Source organism: Nocardiopsis synnemataformans, assembly GCF_965343085.1.
GTDB classification, from domain to species: Bacteria; Actinomycetota; Actinomycetes; order Streptosporangiales; family Streptosporangiaceae; genus Nocardiopsis; species Nocardiopsis alborubida.
This window is the reverse complement of record NZ_CBDRFA010000083.1, coordinates 1-13,909: the sequence shown is the minus strand read 5'-3', so window position 1 is coordinate 13,909 and position 13,909 is coordinate 1. Positions and strand designations below refer to the sequence as shown.

The window sequence follows — 13,909 nt, the reverse complement described above, 5'->3', positions numbered from 1 at the left end:
CCGCACTCTTGCCACGGCAGATCCCATGGCCCTACGTTGTCCGTTGTCGTGCAACCACCGGGTGGGAGCAGCATGAGGATTCTTGTCGTGGGAGCCGGAGCGGTCGGCGGCTACTTCGGAGCGCACCTGGTCCGGGCGGGCCGGGACGTGGACTTCCTCGTCCGCCCCGCCCGCGCCGCGCTCCTGCGCGAGCACGGCCTGCGCGTGCGCGACGTGCGGGGACGGGTGGAGGCGGTGCCGGTCCGCGCGGTCACCGCTGACCAGGTGGGCCCCGGCTACGACGTGGTGATCGTGGCCGTCAAGTCGTACGGGTTCGACGAGGCTCTCAAGGACCTGTCCCCCGCCGTGGGCCCGCGGACGGCGGTGCTGCCCTTCCTCAACGGCATGCGCCACGTCGACGCCCTGGTCGAGCGCTTCGGCGCCGACCGGGTCTACGGCGGCGTCGCCATGGTGATGACGCGCCTGGGCGACCAGGGGGAGATCGTCCAGGTCGGCACCATGGGCCAACTGGTCTACGGGCCGCTGGGCGAGCACCCCGTCGTCGCACCGCAGGACGTGCACGCCGCGCTGGACACCGGGGACCACACCGCCACCTCCGCCGCGGACATCCGCCAGGAGCTGTGGGACAAGTGGGTGTTCCTGGCGACCCTGGGCGTGTGCACCTGCCTGATGCGCGGCCCCATCGGCCGGGTCAACAGCGCGCCCGGCGGCCAGGAGTTCACCGCCGCGGTGTTCGCCGAGGCCATCGCCGTGGCCACCGCCTCCGGTCACCCGCCGGGCGAGGCGGCGCGCGAGAGGGCCGACGCGATCATCGCCAACACCACGGCCTCCACCACGACCTCGATGTACTGGGACCTGATCCACGGCAACCCGGTGGAGGCCGACCACATCGTCGGCGACCTGGTCTCCCGGGGGAGGGAGCTGGGCGTACCCACGCCGCTGTTCTCGCTGGCGTACACGCACCTGAGCGTCTACGAGCAGGGACGCACGTAGTCCTGGTGGCACGGTGTTCCCAGCGGTCCGTGGTTCCCGGCGGTCCGGTGGCTCCCGACGGTCCGGCGCGCCGCCAGGATCGGAGTCCCATGGTTCCCCGTCGTCTCACCCTGCTCCCCTGACGGCCGGGGCGAGGACGAGGCCTCCTTCCACAGCGCCGCGTTCCAGGGAGGGCCCGGGTCCGCGGCGGCGCACGAAGCCGGTGCGAAGCGGAACCGAAGCCGGTGCGAAGCGGACCGTGTCACAGTCCTTCCCGGCGTCCGCACGGAGCGGGTGCCGGTACCTAGGACGGAAGACTCCCCCATGTTCAAGAAGTTCCGGACCGCCGCCCTGCTCACGGCGGCCCTGGCCACCGGCTCGCTGGCACTGGCGTCACCGGCGTCGGCGGCGGCTCCCGTGGCGGACTACAACGGCGGCTACTTCACCACCTACGCCGGTCCGATCTACCTGAACGCGGCAGGCAGGTGCGTGGACTGGATGGGCCGTATCACCGGCACCCAGGGCGGCGACGAGGGCACCAACTGCGGCTGACCGGCCCGCTTCCGGGCGGCCCCGGCCGGTTCTCGCCGGGGCCGCCCGACCTCTGCCCTTCTTCGTATGGTTTGTGACCATTAGCGAAACAAGTCCTCAATGGACCGAAAACCAAAGCCCCAGGTCATCTCAGAGCCGCCCCGGACACTCTCCGTACTCTCCCCTCACGCAGGTGGACGGTGCGCCGACGAGTGTCGTATGCTCCGCGACGTTGCGCAGCGGAGTATTCATCGCGCGTCAGGGAGTTCATGAGTGGAGACCGATCTGTCAGGGATTCGGTACCGAATGCTCGGTTCTGTCGAGGTGCACTCCGAAGGACGTCCGGTCAGCGCGGGAGGGCCCAAAAGGCGTACCGTCCTGGCCGCCCTCCTCCTGCAGCCCGACACCGTCGTCTCCGACAACCGGCTCATCGACCTGGTCTGGGGCGAACACCCGCCGCGCAGCGCACGGTCCCAGCTTCAGGTGCACGTGCACGGACTCCGTAAGGTCCTGGACGCGGACACGATCGTCCGGAGCACCTGCGGCTACCGGATGACCGTGGCGGCCGAGGCCACGGACAGCGGCGTGTTCGAGCGGCTCCTGGTGCGCGCGCACTCCGAGCGGGCCGCCGACCGCCCCGCCGAGGCGGCCCGGACCCTGCGCACCGCGCTGTCACTGTGGACGGGCCCTGCGCTGGGCGGCGTCACACCGGCGCTCGCCGCCCACGCGCGCCCGGCCCTGGAGGAGAGGCGGCTGCACGCCCTGGTGGAGCTGTACGGCGCCGAGATCGACCTCGGCCGCGGGGCCGCCGCCGTCCCCGAACTGCTCTCGCTGTGCGCGGAGCACCCGACCCACGAACGCTTCACCGGCCTGCTGATGTCGGCCCTGCACGCCTGCGGACGCACCGGGGAGGCACTGGAGGTCTACGCGGCGCTGCGCGAGAGGCTGGCCGACGAACTGGGCACCGACCCCGGCGCCCGGCTCCGGCAGCTGCACCTGGACCTGCTCACGGCCGAGCCGGACGGCGGACGCACGCGCGGCGGAGCTGTCCGTGCTCGACCGGGCGCTGGACGACGACCGGAAGGCCGACCGCTGGCCCGCGGTCTTCCTCCTCACCGGGGTCTCCGGCGTCGGCAAGACCGCGCTGGCCCTGCACTGGAGCCACGCCGTCCGGGACCACTTCCACGACGGCCAGCTCTACGTGGACCTGCGCGGGTCCGCCTCCGGGGAGGAGCCCACCCGGCCCGACGACGCGCTGCGCCAGCTGCTGCGCGGCCTGGGCGCGGGCCCCCGGGGCCTGCCAACCGGTGCCGGCGAGCTCGCCAAGCTCTTCCGGTCGGTGACGGCCGACCAGCGCCTGCTGTTCCTGTTCGACGACGCCGCCTCGGCCGAACAGCTCGCTCCCCTGCTGCCCACCGGCCGGGGCAGCGTCGTGCTGATCACCAGTCGGCACCCGTTGACGGGGCTGGTCGCGCTGTTCGGCGCCCGTCCCCTCCCACTCGACGTGCTGTCGGAGGAGTCCTCGGTCGAGTTGTTCCTGTCCGTGGCCGGGATGTGGGCCCGAGCCGCGGAGCTGGCGCTGGTCGCCCGGATCGCCGACCGCTGCGGGCGGCTGCCGCTGACGCTGAGGCTGGCCGCGGCCGCCCTCGCCGCCGGGACCTCCGCCGTGGACCTGCCCTGGTCCGACATCGTGGCCGACCCCGTCCCGGGGCCGTCCGCCGGGCCGCCACTGGCGCTGACCCCCTCGGACCCGGCCTCCGGCTGATGATGCGGGACAGCTCGCCGGTGGTGGAGTGGGTGCAGGACCACGTCGGCGACGGGCGGACCCCGCCGCACGAGACGGAGGCGACGGGCACGGCCCCTCCCGGGCCGAGGACCCCGCGAAGCCGCGCCCGTAGTAGGTCCGCCCGCGTCCGGGCCCCGCTCAGCGCTGGGCGGCGGGCCGGACGATGATCTCGTTGACGTCCACGTCCGCGGGCTGGTCGAGGGCGAACGCGATCGCCCGGGCGATCGCGTCGGCGGACAGCGCGTTCCTGCGGTAGGTGCGCATCGCCTCCCGCGCGCCCGGGTCGGTGATGTGGTCCGCCAGCTCGCTCTCGACCACGCCCGGGGAGACCGTGGTCACCCTGATGCCCGGGTCGAGTTCGAGCCGCAGCCCCTCGGTGATCGCCCACGCGGCGAACTTGGTCCCCGAGTACACCGCCGACGTGGGCACGACCTCGTGCGCGCCGATCGAGGCGACGGTCACGAAGTGCCCCGAACCCTGGCGCTGGAAGTGCGGGAGCGCCGCGGCCACACCGTGCAGCAGCCCCTTGACGTTGACGTCGACCATCCGGTCCCACTCGTCCACCAGCAGCGCGTCCATCCGGGACAGCGGCATGACCCCGGCGTTGTTGACGAGGGCGTCCACACGCCCCTGTTCGCGCACGGTGGCGTCGAGCACCTCCCGGACGCTGTCGGGGTCGGTGACGTCGAGGCTCCGGTGCTCGGCGCTGCCGCCGGAGTCGCGAATGTCCCGGACGAGTGAGCGCAGGCGCTCCTCCCGCCTCGCCCCGAGCACCACGTGGTGCCCCTCGGCGGCGAGGCGCAGCGCCGCCGCCTCGCCGATCCCGCTGCTGGCCCCCGTCACGACGATCACCTTGCGGGCCGTCTCCCGATCCTGGTCGCTCGTGGCCGTCCTCTGGTCGTTCATGGCCGTCCTCCTCCTGGGTCGACTGGACGTGTCCCAGTCTGGGCGGGCCACCGCGGGCCAGGAAGACCGCGGTGTTCCTGGGTGGAGCGCACCCAGGAACACCGGGCCGCGAAGCCCTACCCTGGTCGTCATGGACTCCCCATCACTGGGCGACTACCTCCGGAGCGCACGCGCGCGGCTCACACCGCGTGCGGTGGGCCTGCCCGTCCACGGACACCGCCGCGTCGCCGGGCTGCGGCGCGAGGAGGTGGCGCTGCTGGCCGGAATGAGCGCCGACTACTACACACGACTGGAACAGGGCCGTGAGACCCGGCCCTCACCGCAGATCCTGGACGCGCTCGGACAGGCCCTGCACCTGGACGGCGACGGCCGCCTGCACCTGTACCGGCTCGCCGGGCTGGTCCCGCGGCCGGAGGCGCCCGCCCCCGCGGAGCGCGCCGACCCCTCGCTCCTCGGCCTCATGGGCGCCTGGCACGACACCCCGGCGCTGGTCCTGGGCCGCGCCTACGACGTGCTGGCCTGCAATCCCCTGGCCGAGCGGCTCCTCCGGGGCTTCCCCTTCTCGCGGAACCTGGCGAGGGCGGTGTTCCTGGACCCCGAATCCCGCGCGTTCTACCCCGACTGGCCGGCCGTCGCCGCGAACACGGTGGAGGGCCTGCGCCTGGCCGAGGGCGCCTGGCCCGACCACCCCCGCGTCCGCGAGGTCGTCGGGGAACTGGAGGCGCAGAGCCCCGACTTCGCCCGGCTGTGGCGGCGCAACGGCGTGCGCGGCAAGAGGCTGGAGACCAAGCGCTTCGCCCACCCGGAGGTGGGCCCGCTGGAGCTGAGCCTGCACGCCTTCGACGTGAGGTCGGCGCCGGGCCAGGAGCTGGTGGTCTACCACGCCGAACCGGGCTCGCCCAGCGCGCAGTCGCTGTCCCTGCTGGGCACGCTGGCGGCCGACGCGGTACGCCCCCGCACGTCGTAGCCGAGGCCGGGGCGGGCAGCCGACCGCGTGGGGAGGCGCGAAGCCGAGAGGGGCGCCGGGGAGCCGGTCCGTGAAGACCGGTCCCCCGACGCCCCCTCCCGTGTCCGCGACCCCCGCGGGCCCCGCGACGTCCTAGTGGACGGCGGCGGGCGCGTCCTGCGGCGCGGCGGCCTGCGAGCGCCGCACCAGGAAGGTCAGCGCGAAGGCCACGACGGAGACCACCGCGCCGACCAGGAAGGCCGCGTGGACGCCGCCCGCCTGGGCGTTGACCTCGGTGAGCCCGTCGGTGAGCAGGCCCGCCGACGTGGCGGACATGATCGCGATGAAGATCGCCGTACCGGCCGCGCCCGCGACCTGCTGCACGGTGCCGACCACGGCGCTGCCGTGCGAGTACAGCTCGGGCCGCAGAGAACCCAGCGCGCCGGTGAGCAGCGGGGTGAACATGAAGCCGAGGCCGATGCTGAGCGCCACGTGGGCGGCGATGACGAAGCCGACCGGCGTCTGGGCGTCGAGCAGGGTCATGCCCCACAGCACCAGGGACACCAGCGCCGAGCCCGGGATGACCAGGGGACGCGGGCCGACGCGGTCGTAGAGGCGGCCGACCACCGGAGCGAGCAGACCCATGACCAGACCGCCGGGCAGCAGGGCCAGGCCGGTGACGAGCGTGTCGTGGCCCAGGACGTTCTGCATGTAGACCGGCAGCAGGATGAGGGTGCCGAACAGGGCCATGAAGCTGATCAGGACCAGGCCGATCGAGACGCAGAACTGCCTGGAGCGGAACACCCGCAGGTCCAGCAGGGCGCGGTCGCGGCGCTGGAGGCGCAGCTGGCGCCACACGAACAGCACCAGCGCGACGGCGCCGACCCCGATCGAGGCGACGGGCGGGACCACGGCGGTGGCCTCTCCCTCACCCAGCCCGGAGAAGCCGTAGACGAGCCCGCCGAAGGCCACCGCCGACACCAGGAGCGAGAGGACGTCGATGCTGGCGGGGCGCGGCTCGGTGACGTTGCGGATGAAGAGGGCGCCCAGGACCAGGCCCAGGATCGCGATGGGCAGGACCAGTCCGAACATCCACCGCCAGTCGAGCACGCTGAGGATGAGGCCCGCCAGGGTCGGGCCGACGGCGGGCGCGACCGACATGACGATGGAGATGTTGCCCATGGTGCGGCCGCGGCGGTCCGACGGGACCAGGTTCAGCACGGTGGTCATGAGCAGCGGCATCATGATCGCCGTTCCCGCCGCCTGGACCACGCGGCCCACGAGCAGGAAGCCGAAGCCGGGGGCGAGGAAGCACAGCAGCGTGCCGACGCTGAACAGCGTCATCGCGGTGATGAACACCTGGCGCACGTGGAAGCGCTGGAGCAGGAACCCGGTCGCAGGGATCACCACGGCCATCACGAGCATGAAGGCCGAGGTCAGCCACTGTCCGGTGGAGACGGAGATGCCGAGGTCACGGTTGAGCGCGGGCAGCGCCACACCCATGATCGTCTCGTTCAGGATCACCACGAACGCCGAGACCAGGAGCAAGGGGATGATGAGGCGCCCCGCCCGCGCACTCTTGTCGTCCTGCGGTGGGGCCGAAGCGGTCTCGGCCGTGGATGGAGTGGGCTGCCCGGTCACAGATGTCCTCAGGTTGTGGTGTTCGAAAGGGTTCGTCCGGGGGTTCGCGGAACCTCCCCAGAGCTACCCCAACGCTCCAGACCATCCGCCCGTTCCCGGAACAGCGGTGTGTTCTGGACCATAACCGCGCCATCCGCGCAGCAAACCCGCCGCGGGCGCCCCCGTGCCGGTTCCGAGTTCGTGGCATGCGGGGTGTGACCGGCGCGAACGACGGATTCGCCCCGACCGGAAACAGAGTGTGACCAGAAACAGAGTGTGACCGGAGCGGGCCGCCCCTCAGCCGCGCGCGGAGCCGTCCGCGGGCAGGCCCCGGCAGGCGGTGCGCGCGAGCGCGAGCGCGCAGGCGTCCTCCACGACGCCGCCGATCCAGGCCGGACGGCCCGTACCGCTCCAGTACCGCCGCCACCCCACCCCCGCCAGGGTGCCGACCGGTGCTGCCGCGGCGGCGAGGACGACGGCGAGCACGGGCGACGTGCCCGCTCCCCGGGCCAGCAGGGCGCCGCCGGTGCCCGCGCTCACCACCCTGGCCGTCAGGCTCGGCGCGGCGGTGCGGCTGGGGATACCGGGGATCTTGTCCCCGGAGAACTCCCCGAGCGCGGTCAGCGCCATGAGCGCGCGCCCGCCCTTCCCCGCGGAGTGCCACAGCGGTGCGCCCCCGAGCGTGCTCCGCGACCCCGCGGCCAGCCCCAGCAGCAGCGCGCGTGCCGCGCCCGACGATGCGCCCATGTCCGTATCCCTTCGTACGTCGGCCGCCGCACGCGGCCGGGTGCTCTCCCGGCTATCCCGTTCGGCCCCCGCGAAACCTCGCGGGGGGCGGGGCCAGCGGGCGCTCACGGCTTCCGGGACCGCCGGACCGGCCGGGCCTCCGGGGTGACCTCGGACGACGGTTGCGCGGGTGCGTGCGCCTTCTCCTGGAACCCGTCCGGGAAAGCTGACCAGAAACGTTGACGGTGTGACGTGCGGGGTTCCCGCTCCGGTGGTCTTCCGGTCCCCGGCGGTGGTTTCGGCGCGGGCTGGCATCCAGGTCAGCCGGACCGTCCCGGCGGGATGCGCTGTCCGCCAACGACTGTCCACCGCCGACAGCGCCAGGCCGAGGAGACTTAGGGTGTGGGCATGCCCCTCCCCTCCCCAGCGACCGGTCCCGACGACGCCCTCCTGGACGCGCTCGTGCGCGCGGCGTTCGGCGACGGCGCCCGCGTGCGCGAACGCGCGGTGCTCACCGGCGGCACCTACAACTCCGTGCACCGCGTGGTCCTGGCCGACGGCCGCCGGTCGGTGCTCAAGCTCGCACCCCCTTCCGACCGGCCCCGGCTCACCTACGAACACGGCATCACGGCCACCGAGGCCATGGCCTACGCGCGGACCCGGCCCGTGTGCGGCCCGCTCGTCCCCGAGGTGCTGCACCTGGGCACCGTTCCCGGGGACCCGCGCCGCGCGTACCTGTTCCTCAGCCACCTGCCCGGGGTCCCCCTGGACGGGGTCCGCTCCGACCTGGCGCCGGAACGGACAGCCCTGGTCCGCCGTGAACTGGGGCAGGCCGTGGCGGCGCTGCACACCGTCACCGGGAGCGAGTTCGGCTACCCGGGGCGGGACGGACTGCGCGCGCCCACCTGGCCGGAGGCCTTCGGCGCGATGGCGGAGGCGGTGGTGGCCGACGCCGACCGGTTCTCGGTCGCGCTGCCCGGCGGCGGCGCGCGGATCCTGCGGCTGGTCTCTGCCAACCTCGCGCACCTGGCCCCGGTGCGCACGCCGGTGCTCACCCACTTCGACCTGTGGGACGGCAACGTCCTGCTCACCGGGACCGGCGACGACGGGGGCGCGCCCCGCCTCAGCGGGATCGTCGACGCCGAGCGCGCCTTCTGGGGCGACCCGGCGGCCGAGCTGGTGTCCCTGGCGCTCTTCGGCGACGTCCGCGAGGACACCGCGCTGCTGGCGGGCTACCGCGAGGCCGGGGGCCGCGTCGACTTCACCCCCGGGCTGCTGCGCAGGCTCGCCCTGTACCGGGTCTACCTGTACCTGATCATGTTCACCGAGCTCACCCCGCGCGGGCACGCCCCGGACGAGGCGGCCCGGGCCCGCACGTTCCTGGCCGGGCACCTGGAGGCCGACCTGGCCCGGCTGGCCGAGCCGGTGGACTGAACCGGAAGCGGTCAGTGGGCCCCGGGCGCCTGCGGCTCCCCGAGCCCGACCTCACGGCGGGCGCGGCGGCCCACCGCCTCCACCGCGCGCAGGGCGTCGCGCACGTCCCGGGCCGAGGGCGTGAACGCCAGGTTGTGGATGGTCTCCTCCGGCGCGGTCGCCGCGGCCACGACCCGGTCGAGCACCTCGTCGTCCGCGTCGCCCAGCCCCGCCTCGGTCAGGGTGGTCGGCAGGCCCACGCGCGCCGTGAACCGCGCGAACCCGTCCACCTCCGAGGCAGGGGCGCCCTCCAGCAGCAGCTGGGTGAGCGACCCGATGTTGACCTTCTCCCCGTGGGCGAGGTGGTGCGTCTCGTCCACCGCCGTCAGCCCGTCGTGCACCGCGTGCGCGGCGGCCAGCCCGCCGGACTCGAAGCCCAGGCCGGACAGCAGCGTGGTGGCCTCCACGACGGCCTCCACGTCCGGGGTCACCAGGCCGCGGTCCACCGCCTCCAGCGCGGGCAGGGACGACTCCCACAGGATGTCCCAGGACAGGCGCGCCAGGGTCGTACCCGCCCGGGTCGGCAGGCCCTCCACCATGTTCGTGCTGTGCGCCCGCTCCACCGCGCGCGCCTCGATCCAGGTGGCGAGGGCGTCGCCGACCCCGGCGGCCAGGAACCGGGTGGGCGCCTCGGCGACGAACTGCGTGTCGACCACCACCAGCGCCGGGTTGCGGTCGTAGAAGCGGTAGGACTCGAACGCCCCGGACTCGGTGTAGACCACCGACAGAGCCGACGTGGGCGCGTCCGTGGAGGCCACCGTGGCCGCGCTGACCCACGGGACCCCCGTGTTGTCCCCCGCGGCCTTGGCGGTGTCGATCGCGGCCCCGCCGCCCAGGCCGATAACCACGTCGTGGCTTCCGTCCCGGATCGTCCCGGAGACGCGTTCGGCCTCGGCCCTGGTCGGAACGCCGCCGAAGCGCTCGAAGACCAGGGGCAGGTCCGCCTCGCGGAAGGAGCCGGTGAGGACGTCCTCGGTCAGCCCGCGGACGACGTCGTCGACCAGGACGAGCGGGCGGGAACCGTGGTCGCTGACGAGCGGGCCCAGCCGGGCCAGGGCGCCCCGCCCCTGGACGTAGCGTCCCGGCGAGGCGAAGACGCGCGGCCGGGTCCCGTGGGTGTGCTCTGCCATGGGGTGGAACCTCCTGGTTGGTGGATTGCCCTTCCCCTTCCCGCTGGCCGTGCACCGACCTGCCCAAACGTGCTGTGGCGAGGCATGGGCCACTCTTGGGCGCGAGAAGGGGCGGGCTCCGCCCTCACAGGCGCGCGCGCAACGCGTACACGCCTTCGGAAGTGGCGACGACCACGGTCCCGTCACCGGCCGCGGCCACGTCGTGCAGTCCTTTCGCCCCGGTCCAAGGGATCTCGACGGACGGGCGGTCCGGGTGGTCGAGGAAACGGAAGAAGAGGCGAAAGGGATGGTCCCCGCCGGGGAAGTACCCGATCTCCCTCTCGGTGAGGACCAGGACGGGGAGGCCCCGCCACTCGGCCAGCGCGCGCACGACACGGCCGGGGGCGTATCCCACGTCGGCGACCAGTGTCAGGCCGGGAAGGGCGTACACCTTGTTCTTCGCGGCCATCAGGGAGCGTCCGCCGACGACTGCCGCCACGGCCTCCTCACCGCCCTCACAGTCGACCTCAGCGATCCTCCGTCCGTCCGACAGCCCGTACACGCGCTGGCGGGGGTCCTCTGTCTCGTCCATGACGAGGTCGTCGAAACGGATGTCCTGCATGGGCACGATCAGGTGGTCACCCACCAGGATCAGCCTCTCCCGCACCAGGCTGAAGGCACGGCAGTCGTCCCCCAGGCCGGGTACGCGCTCGCCCGTGTCGAGGTCGACGGCCCACCACTCGAACTCATGCCAGGGATCTTCGTCGAAGACGAATGCCAGGGACCTGTCGCCGACCGCGCCCGCCGCCAGGCCGGTCAGGCTCTCCCGCGGCGGTTGGACGAACGGGACCTCCCCGAGCGCGGAACCCGTGGCGGGATCGCGAAGTACCAGGGATCCCGGAAGGGCGTCGATCACGACGGGATCCGGCCAGCGCTCGGGCAGTCCGGCCAGACAGACCGTCTCCCCCGTGGCGAAGGCCTCTCCGAGGGGTTGGAGCGTGTCCAGGTCGAAGGCGCGTGCGAGGTTCGTGTACCGGCCCCGCCGTGTCACGTCACCGTGCACCAGCAGGGTCCGACCCGCCACGAGCAGCCGTGTCCAGTCCAGGCGGCCGTTCCACAGCAGTGTTGCGTCCACGTTTCTCCGTTTCCCTTCCGCACGGCAACGACGGGACCGCCTCCGAGGAGACGGCCCCGTCGTGTGTTCGGGAACGCTAGCGCGGCAGGCGCTCGGCCAGCCAGGCCTCCACCTCGGCGGAGGAGCGCGGCAGACCGGCCGACATGACCGTGCGGCCCTCCTCGGTGACCAGCACGTCGTCCTCGATGCGCACGCCGATGCCGCGCAGCTCCTCGGGGACGGTCAGGTCGTCGGGCTGGAAGTACAGGCCCGGCTCGACGGTGAGCACCATGCCCGGCTCCAGGTCCCCGTACAGGTGGACCTCCTGGCGCGAGACCGCGCAGTCGTGCACGTCCATGCCCAGCATGTGGCCGGTGCCGTGCAGGGTGTACCGGCGCTGGAGGCCCAGCTCCAGGACGCGCTCGACCGGGCCCTCCAGCAGGCCCCACTCGACGAGGCCCTCGGCCAGCACCCGCTGGGACGCCTCGTGGAAGGCCACGAACGGCCTGCCCGGGGCGACGGCGGCGATTCCGGCCTCCTGGGCGGCGTAGACCAGGTCGTAGACGCGGCGCTGCACGTCGGTGAAGGTGCCCGACACCGGCATGGTGCGGGTGACGTCGGCGGTGTACAGCGTGGTGGTCTCCACGCCCGCGTCCAGCAACAGCAGGTCGCCCTCGCGCACCGGGCCGTCGTTGCGGGTCCAGTGCAGGGTGGTGGCGTTGGCGCCGGAGGCCGCGATGGTGCCGTAGCCGACGTCGTTCCCCTCCACCCGGGCGCGGAGGAAGAACGTGCCCTCGATGAAGCGCTCGGAGGTGTCCTTGGCCTGCGGCAGAGCCTTGACGACGTCGCCGAAGCCGCGCACCGTGGCGTCCACGGCCAGCTGGAGCTGGGCGACCTCCCACTCGTCCTTGACCAGGCGGTGGTCGGCCAGCGTGACGGAGAGGTCCTCGTCGAGCTGGGCGTACTTGGCGCGGGCCTCCTCGTCGGCGTCGGCGCGCAGCCCGTCGACGATCGCGTCGAGCTCGGTGTCGTGGCCGCGCACGATGCGGGTGGTCGCGCCGCCCGCGCGCAGCACGCCGGACAGCGTGGTCACGTCGGCGGTGGCCACGCCCAGCAGGTCGGCGGCCTCGGAGAGGCTGTTGCGGCGGCCGGTCCACAGCTCGCCGTAGCCGCCCAGCCAGAACTCGCCGTTGTCGCGGTTGGAGCGGGGCTTGAGGTAGAGGACCACGTCGTGCCCGCCCGCGGCGCGGGGCGTGAACACCAGGCAGCCGCCGTCGGAGGTGTCGCCGGTGAGGTAGGCGTAGTCGGTGGCCGCCCGGAACGGGTACTCGGTGTCGTTGGAGCGGGTGAGCAGCTGCCCGGCCGGGACGACCAGGCGGTCACCGGGGAAGGCCGCGCTGAGCGCGGCGCGGCGGCGGGCGGTGTGCCCGGCCTGCTCCACGGGCTCCAGGTCGCGCCGCTCGGTGTCGGCCCACCCGGTGCTCATCCACGCGGCGAGCTCGTCGGAGACCGACTGCGCCTGCCCGTTCTTGCGGGGACTGAACACGGGGGCGTTCGTCTCGTCCTGGGGGCGCTGCTGCTCGCTCACGTCGTGCGTCTCCTCGTCGGATTCGGCGTAGCGGCCGCTTGTGGCGGCCCTGGCCACCCATCGTACGGGGAGGCTCCGAGACACGGCCGTTCCGCGGACATACCGGAAGCCATAACCCGCCCGGTCGCTCCGACGGCGGCACGGCGGGCCGCACCGGCGCCCGCCGGGTACGGCCGCGCATCGGCCGTGGGAGTCACTCCCAAGGGGAGCCCCTTCCGAGAAGCGGGCGCCCGCCGCCTCAAACGAGGTCGTGGGCGAAGGGGATGGCCGTGCGGTGGGGCAGCTCGTCGATGTCGGCCGGGTCGACCGGCCGGTAGCCGATCCGCGTGTAGAAGGCGACCGCCTCGGGCTGGGCGGGACCGGTGAACAGCAGGACCCGGGTGTAGCCGAGGTCGCGGGCGGCCTCCTCCAGGGCGGTCATCACCCGGCTGGCCAGCCCGAGGCGGCGGTGGCGCCCCGAGGTCCAGACGCGCTTGAACTCGGCGGTGTCGGCCATGGCCGCCCGGTCCTTCTTGTAGGGGCGCACGGCCCCTCCGGCGACGATCTCCCCATACAGCTCGGCCAGCACGAGGCGGCCGTGGGGAGCGGCGAACTCGGTCACCGGGTAGCGCGCGAGCTCACCGGCCGCGCCCTCGGCGCCGTAGCGCTCGGTGTACTCCTCCAGCAGCCCGGCGAGCAGTCCCCGCACCCGCGGGTCGTCGTGGCGCACGCGCAGCATGCGGACCGCACTGATCCGCGAGTCCGCCGCGACGCCTTCGGCACTGGTGTGTGTCACGCGTTCCTCCCGTGGCTGACGGGGCCTCCCGCCGCCGTGGCGGCGTGCGGTAACCGGTTCCGCCGGAATACCCGGTTCCGCCGAAATACCCGGTTCCGCCGAAATACTACGTGCGGGATCATCGGACCCGTGACACGGGCCGTGCGCCCTGCCAGGTCGGCGCGGGCGGTCAGTCGGCGTTGGGCCCGTACCCGTTGTCGCGGTCCGCCGGGTCATCTGGGGGTGTGCTGCGGTGGCGTCAGCTGACGCGCAGTGGTCTGGGAGGGCGGTCAACGGTGGGGGTTCGGGGGTGGTGGGCCTCTGCTGCGTTGGCACCAAGGGCGGCGGGGCTGTCGGGCCTTGGGCAGCGGTGCCGTCCCCCGT

The 13,909-nt window shown here is 73.4% G+C and carries 12 protein-coding genes and 1 pseudogene; 6 read left to right on the top strand and 7 right to left on the bottom strand.

All coding sequences use genetic code 11. The features are described 5' to 3' along the window. Positions 1 to 72 precede the first annotated feature (72 nt). From ACSIH6_RS33055 to ACSIH6_RS33040, 4 genes and pseudogenes are all read left to right on the top strand, one after another. A complete protein-coding gene (locus tag ACSIH6_RS33055; protein WP_435112276.1) occupies positions 73 to 993 on the top strand; it encodes a ketopantoate reductase family protein in 921 nt (306 codons plus the stop codon). A gap of 303 nt (positions 994 to 1,296) precedes the next feature. Next, entirely contained in the window at positions 1,297 to 1,524 is a 228-nt protein-coding gene (locus tag ACSIH6_RS33050; protein WP_435112275.1) for a hypothetical protein, read from the top strand. 285 nt (positions 1,525 to 1,809) lie between these two features. Continuing rightward, positions 1,810 to 2,451: pseudogene (locus ACSIH6_RS33045) on the top strand (AfsR/SARP family transcriptional regulator); the annotation flags it as partial. Between the two features lie 103 nt (positions 2,452 to 2,554). Further along, on the top strand, positions 2,555 to 3,268 hold the full coding sequence (locus ACSIH6_RS33040) for a tetratricopeptide repeat-containing protein (protein WP_435112274.1): 714 nt from the start codon (positions 2,555 to 2,557) through the stop codon (positions 3,266 to 3,268). 159 nt (positions 3,269 to 3,427) lie between these two features. Here the strand turns inward: ACSIH6_RS33040 and ACSIH6_RS33035 are convergent, their stop codons facing one another. Beyond that, the gene (locus tag ACSIH6_RS33035; RefSeq protein WP_435112273.1) at positions 3,428 to 4,195 is read right to left on the bottom strand and encodes an SDR family oxidoreductase; all 768 of its coding nucleotides are present in this window, start codon (positions 4,193 to 4,195) and stop codon (positions 3,428 to 3,430) included. Between the two features lie 130 nt (positions 4,196 to 4,325). On the opposite strand from ACSIH6_RS33035, the gene ACSIH6_RS33030 reads away from it, so the two are divergent. After that, positions 4,326 to 5,162: a helix-turn-helix transcriptional regulator gene (locus tag ACSIH6_RS33030; RefSeq protein WP_435112272.1), complete on the top strand. Its 837-nt coding sequence runs from the start codon at positions 4,326 to 4,328 to the stop codon at positions 5,160 to 5,162. 132 nt (positions 5,163 to 5,294) lie between these two features. On the opposite strand, the gene ACSIH6_RS33025 is transcribed toward ACSIH6_RS33030, so the two are convergent. Next, on the bottom strand, positions 5,295 to 6,782 hold the full coding sequence (locus ACSIH6_RS33025; RefSeq protein ID WP_435112271.1) for an MDR family MFS transporter: 1,488 nt from the start codon (positions 6,780 to 6,782) through the stop codon (positions 5,295 to 5,297). A gap of 276 nt (positions 6,783 to 7,058) precedes the next feature. Continuing rightward, positions 7,059 to 7,508 carry a hypothetical protein gene (locus ACSIH6_RS33020; RefSeq protein WP_435112270.1) on the bottom strand — a complete coding sequence of 150 codons (450 nt, stop codon included), beginning with the start codon at positions 7,506 to 7,508 and terminating at the stop codon, positions 7,059 to 7,061. Between the two features lie 387 nt (positions 7,509 to 7,895). Between ACSIH6_RS33020 and ACSIH6_RS33015 the strand changes: the two genes are divergently transcribed. Beyond that, on the top strand, positions 7,896 to 8,921 hold the full coding sequence (locus ACSIH6_RS33015; RefSeq protein WP_435112269.1) for a phosphotransferase family protein: 1,026 nt from the start codon (positions 7,896 to 7,898) through the stop codon (positions 8,919 to 8,921). An 11-nt stretch (positions 8,922 to 8,932) separates the two neighbouring features. On the opposite strand, the gene ACSIH6_RS33010 is transcribed toward ACSIH6_RS33015, so the two are convergent. The 4 genes from ACSIH6_RS33010 to ACSIH6_RS32995 form a co-directional block, all read right to left on the bottom strand. Further along, on the bottom strand, positions 8,933 to 10,090 hold the full coding sequence (locus ACSIH6_RS33010) for a glycerol dehydrogenase (protein ID WP_435112268.1): 1,158 nt from the start codon (positions 10,088 to 10,090) through the stop codon (positions 8,933 to 8,935). A 124-nt stretch (positions 10,091 to 10,214) separates the two neighbouring features. Next, positions 10,215 to 11,204, bottom strand: coding sequence for a hypothetical protein (locus ACSIH6_RS33005; RefSeq protein WP_435112267.1), 990 nt, complete (start codon positions 11,202 to 11,204; stop codon positions 10,215 to 10,217). 76 nt (positions 11,205 to 11,280) lie between these two features. Further along, on the bottom strand, positions 11,281 to 12,771 hold the full coding sequence (locus tag ACSIH6_RS33000) for an aminopeptidase P family protein (RefSeq protein ID WP_435112266.1): 1,491 nt from the start codon (positions 12,769 to 12,771) through the stop codon (positions 11,281 to 11,283). 238 nt (positions 12,772 to 13,009) lie between these two features. Continuing rightward, positions 13,010 to 13,546, bottom strand: a complete 537-nt coding sequence (locus ACSIH6_RS32995) for a GNAT family N-acetyltransferase (RefSeq protein WP_435112265.1) — start codon at positions 13,544 to 13,546, stop codon at positions 13,010 to 13,012. Positions 13,547 to 13,909: the final 363 nt, after the last annotated feature.